Below are 4,736 nucleotides of genomic sequence, written 5' to 3' on the forward strand. Positions count from 1 at the left end.
GCAACGAACAACAAGCAACGAGCAACTACGAACTGTCTCATTATTCATTGAATTGCTCCTCGCGCGTTCCTTTCTTGAGAAATGATCGGAAGTCCTAGTCAGACGTGGCGTATCCTAAAGGACTAGCTTCCTGATGGGGTGACAAGCACCCCAAATGTATTGTCTGATAAGGATTAAGAGTGATGAGATGGTCAAATAAATGTTGTCGATTTTTAAGAATGATAATCATTATCTTGTCACCCCGTGAGTTAATTAGTTTAAAACTAAACTACCATCTCCCTCTGTCACCTTACCAATTTCGTAAGCAGCAATACCTTGAGACTCAAACCACTTTTTAGTAGTGTCAGCTTGCTCTGATGAAACTATAACCACAAAACCAATTCCCAGATTAAAAGTTTCTAACATCGCATTCTGGCTAACTTCCCCTGCTTCTGCTAACCAACGGAAAATTGGGAGTATGTCCCAGCTATCAAAATTCACTTCAATTGATTGATTAGGAGATAAACAACGAGGTAAATTCTCTGGTAAACCACCACCAGTAATATGCGCCATTCCGTGAATTGTGATTCCTTGTTTTAAAGCATCCAAAACAGAACGAACATAAATTTTAGTAGGTGTTAGTAACTCTTCACCCAAAGTTTTCCCCGCTAAAACTTCTGGCGTATCACTCCAAGAAAAACCACCAGAAGAAACAATTTTTCTCACTAAACTAAAGCCATTACTATGCACCCCTGCACTAGCTAAACCAATAGCAACATCTCCTATTTCCACCTGAGAGCAATCTAGAAGCTGACTTTTCTCCACTACACCTACACAAAAACCCGCAATATCATATTCTCCTAACTGGTAAAAACCAGGCATTTCTGCGGTTTCTCCCCCTAGTAGAGCGCAACCACTCAAGCGACAACCTTCCGCCACACCCTTAACTACCTGTGCCAACTCTTGAGGTTCGAGTTTTCCTGTTGCTAAATAATCTAAGAAAAATAGAGGTTCTGCTCCCGATGTGAGAATATCGTTAACGCACATCGCTACTAAATCTATCCCTACAGTATCGTGGTGACTCAGTTCTTGAGCTATTTTCAGTTTTGTCCCTACTCCATCAGTTCCCGATACTAAAACTGGCTGCTGATAACCTGCGGGTAACTCAAAACAACCGCCAAATCCCCCTAAACCACTCAAAACTTCAGCTCTATAGGTACTCTGCACATCTTGACGGATTTGGGTAACAAAATCTCGTCCCGCTTCAATATCAACACCAGCTTCTTTATAGTCCATAACAGTTATTTCGCCTAAACAAGACAAATTTACAATATTGAGCTTCTGTTTGTCTTTAACTGCTTTTAATTTTGTACCAAATTATTTATTAATTTGACTGGTTGCTGAATTACCTTTGAAAGACTTTTCGAGTTTTTTACAATTTTCTGATAATTTTTCTTTTCATGGTTTCCTTTCTTTTTAAGAAGTGAAATTGATAAAAACAGCTACTATCTGCTTCCTTTACATATCAGATACAACTATAAAATTAAATGAAGATAAAACAATTTATTTATTTCACAACTGTATTTTCCCTGATAATTAATACTATTATAAGTATTTTATTCCCCCAGTCCAGTGTTGCTAGCACGAAAAATCACGGAAATCTCTTACAAGATCGATCTTCTACTATTACTTCAAACGAAGTAGATGTCGATCGCAGCAGCAATAATTCAGATTTTTTAAACGCCGATCGTTCTTTTTCTTGGTCAAACGAACAGACATTTCAAATTGCACAACAAGCTTATCAAGGTAAAGCCTCCTGGTATGGTCCCAAGTTTCACGGTCGTCTTACTGCTAATGGTGAGGTTTATAATTCCAATAGTCTAACCGCAGCCCATCGTTACTTACCTTTTGGAACAAAAGTCAGAGTAACCAACCTTATTAATGGTCGTTCTGTAATTGTCAGAATCAATGACCGTGGACCTTTTATTAAAGGTCGTATTATTGATGTTTCTGCTGGTGCTGCTAGAACGCTGAATATGATTCATAGTGGCGTTGCTAACGTGCAGATAGAAATATTAGGCAGATAAACCACATCTATACATCTATCTTTGGGCGTAGATAATTAGAACACAATAGTAGAGATCGCTTTTTGAAACCAGAATAATTTAACCCACTTTTGCGATCGCAAAATACAGAAGCTATATATGTAGTAGTTGACAGATACTATTTTTGCCTAACTTGTCACCATTAATAAGATGCAGACAAAACTGATTTAATTTTTTAACTAGCTATAAGCTTATAGCCTATAGCTTACAGCTAATCGCGAGCGCGATTTTAAATAGGTGGATTTCTTGCCATAATTTATCTTCAATAACATATTCAATTGAAAAAAAACACACCCTACAAAATTTTTTTTAATTGACTAAATTTACCTAGAGGCAAGTGGTAGCATTTTAGGTGAAAACAAATTACCAAGATAGGAATACTCTTTTGCCTTCTGTCGCTTTGGAAACTTACATTTGATTCCGTCAATAGTCTTCTTTGAGTTGTCTACCTGTTTCCCTTTTTTGTTTGGCTTCTCGAGATTAATCAACTATCTGCTATGATAAGGAACTACTAAACTTAATCCCTACTAATTTACTTTTAATAGTTATTATTCAAAAATAGCGGAATGTTTCGGTAAGGATCGAGAAAAATAAATTTATATGTTATGTCTTACAGTTAACTAGCCACTTAGTTTAGTGTTGAAGGAGGTTGAAGTCATTGTCTGATGGAATTAATGTCGCTGTCTTAGGGGCGACTGGCGCAGTAGGTCAAGAATTATTAGCATTACTGGAAAGTCGTCAGTTTCCTGTAAAAAACCTCACTTTACTAGCATCTCCTCGTTCTGCTGGTAGTAAAATCAAGTTTTTAAACCAAGAAATTACTGTCGAAGCAGTAAAAGATGACTCTTTTCAAGATATTGATATTGTCTTAGCTTCTGCTGGTGGCTCTACTTCCAAAGCTTATGCCTCTAAGGCGGTAGCTGCTGGTGCAGTGGTAATTGATAATTCCAGTGCTTTTCGTATGGATGATGATGTACCATTAGTCGTACCTGAAATTAACCCTGAAGCAGCAGCCCAACATCAAGGAATTATTGCTAACCCCAACTGCACGACTATTTTGATGGGTGTAGCTATCCATCCTTTACACAAAGTACAACCCATTAAAAGAATTGTCGTATCGACCTATCAGTCGGCTTCTGGTGCTGGTGCGCGGGCGATGGCAGAAGTGGAGACTCAAGCACAGGCGATTTTAAAAGGAGAAACCCCTAAACCAGAAATATTACCTTATCCTTTGGCGTTCAATCTCTTTCCCCATAACTCTCCTCTGGGCGATAATCACTATTGCCAAGAAGAAATGAAAATGGTCAATGAAACTAGAAAGATTTTTGAGGCACCAGAGATTAGAGTAACTGCTACTTGTATTCGTGTACCAGTATTGCGGGCGCATTCAGAAGCAATTAACCTAGAATTTGCTCATCCATTTGATGTGGCAAAAGCGAGAGAATTAATCTCTGCTGCACCAGGGGTTAAGTTAGTCGAAGATTGGGATAAAAATTATTTTCCCATGCCGATAGATGCTACGGGGGAAGATGATGTATTAGTCGGGCGTGTTCGTCAAGATATATCTCATGAGTCTAGTTTAGAATTATGGCTCTGTGGGGATCAAATTCGTAAAGGTGCAGCCCTCAATGCTATCCAGATTGCAGAGTTACTAGTAGAGAAAGATTTGTTAAAGTTATCCCAGAAAATGACTACGGTGTAATTAGATTGAGATATGAGTTTTTGTAGAGATAATTGGTAATGAGTAGCAAAGAACCTTTTGGTCGATTAATCACAGCAATGGTGACTCCTTTTGCTGAAGATGGTAGCGTTAACTACGATATAGCCGAAAAATTAGCGGTTGATTTAGTAGAGCGTGGCAATGAGGGCTTAGTGATTTGTGGGACAACTGGGGAGTCTCCTAGCCTGACTTGGGAAGAAGAATATCAACTGTTTAAAGTAGTTAAAAAAGCTGTGGGAAACCGCGCTTCTATTATCGCTGGTACAGGTTCAAACTCTACCCAAGAAGCGATCTCAGCAACCCAAGAAGCTGCTAAGCTAGGATTAGATGGCACACTGCAAGTAGTTCCCTACTACAATAAACCTCCCCAAGAAGGACTGTATCAGCATTTTAGCGCGATCGCAAAAGCTTGCCCAAATATCAAAATGATGTTGTATAATGTACCTGGGCGCACCAGTCGCAATCTAGAAGCGGATACAGTAGCAAAACTAGCAAAAATAGAGAATATCGTTGCTATTAAAGAAGCCAGTGGAGATTTAGAACAAACTTGTCAAATTCGCCGTGTCACACCCCCATCTTTTGCCATTTATTCAGGAGAGGATGCTTTGACTTTGCCAATGTTAACTGTGGGTGGTGTGGGTGTTGTCAGTGTGGCTGCTCATTTAGTATCTCAGGATATACAAAAAATGTTTCAAGCTTTTGAGCAAGGAAACAATAAGTTGGCAACAGAAATTCAATTAAAGTTATTCCCTTTATATAAGGTTTTGTTTGCTACTACTAACCCTATTCCCATTAAATACGCCTTAAATTTAAAAGGTTGGCAAGTAGGAGGTTTGCGTTCCCCTCTTTGTGAGCTACAATTAGATTTACAAGAAAAATTAAAAACAACTCTTAAGGATTTAAGTTTAATATAATTGTTATTTTTTTTTAAT

General features: G+C 38.3%; 3 protein-coding genes and 1 pseudogene. 3 read left to right on the forward strand and 1 reads right to left on the reverse strand.

Features of this window, described 5'->3' with window-relative positions:
* Positions 1-252: 252 nt before the first annotated feature.
* Entirely contained in the window at positions 253-1,275 is a 1,023-nt protein-coding gene (gene purM / locus H1P_RS24570) for a phosphoribosylformylglycinamidine cyclo-ligase (RefSeq protein ID WP_144872292.1), read from the reverse strand.
* A 506-nt stretch (positions 1,276-1,781) separates the two neighbouring features.
* Here purM and H1P_RS39495 point away from each other — a divergent pair.
* The 3 genes and pseudogenes from H1P_RS39495 to dapA form a co-directional block, all read left to right on the forward strand.
* Positions 1,782-2,066: pseudogene (locus H1P_RS39495) on the forward strand (septal ring lytic transglycosylase RlpA family protein); the annotation flags it as partial.
* Between the two features lie 676 nt (positions 2,067-2,742).
* On the forward strand, positions 2,743-3,786 hold the full coding sequence (locus H1P_RS24580; protein ID WP_144872296.1) for an aspartate-semialdehyde dehydrogenase: 1,044 nt from the start codon (positions 2,743-2,745) through the stop codon (positions 3,784-3,786).
* Between the two features lie 38 nt (positions 3,787-3,824).
* Positions 3,825-4,718: a 4-hydroxy-tetrahydrodipicolinate synthase gene (gene dapA / locus H1P_RS24585; protein WP_144872298.1), complete on the forward strand. Its 894-nt coding sequence runs from the start codon at positions 3,825-3,827 to the stop codon at positions 4,716-4,718.
* Positions 4,719-4,736 lie beyond the last annotated feature (18 nt).

This window comes from Hyella patelloides LEGE 07179, from assembly GCF_900659865.1.
GTDB lineage: Bacteria > Cyanobacteriota > Cyanobacteriia > Cyanobacteriales > Xenococcaceae > Hyella > Hyella patelloides.

Excerpts from the sequence above, each read along its gene's own strand:
- purM (WP_144872292.1), bottom strand. The coding sequence starts at position 1,275 with ATGGACTATAAAGAAGCTGGTGTTGATATTGAAGCGGGACGAGATTTT.
- dapA (WP_144872298.1), top strand. The coding sequence starts at position 3,825 with ATGAGTAGCAAAGAACCTTTTGGTCGATTAATCACAGCAATGGTGACT.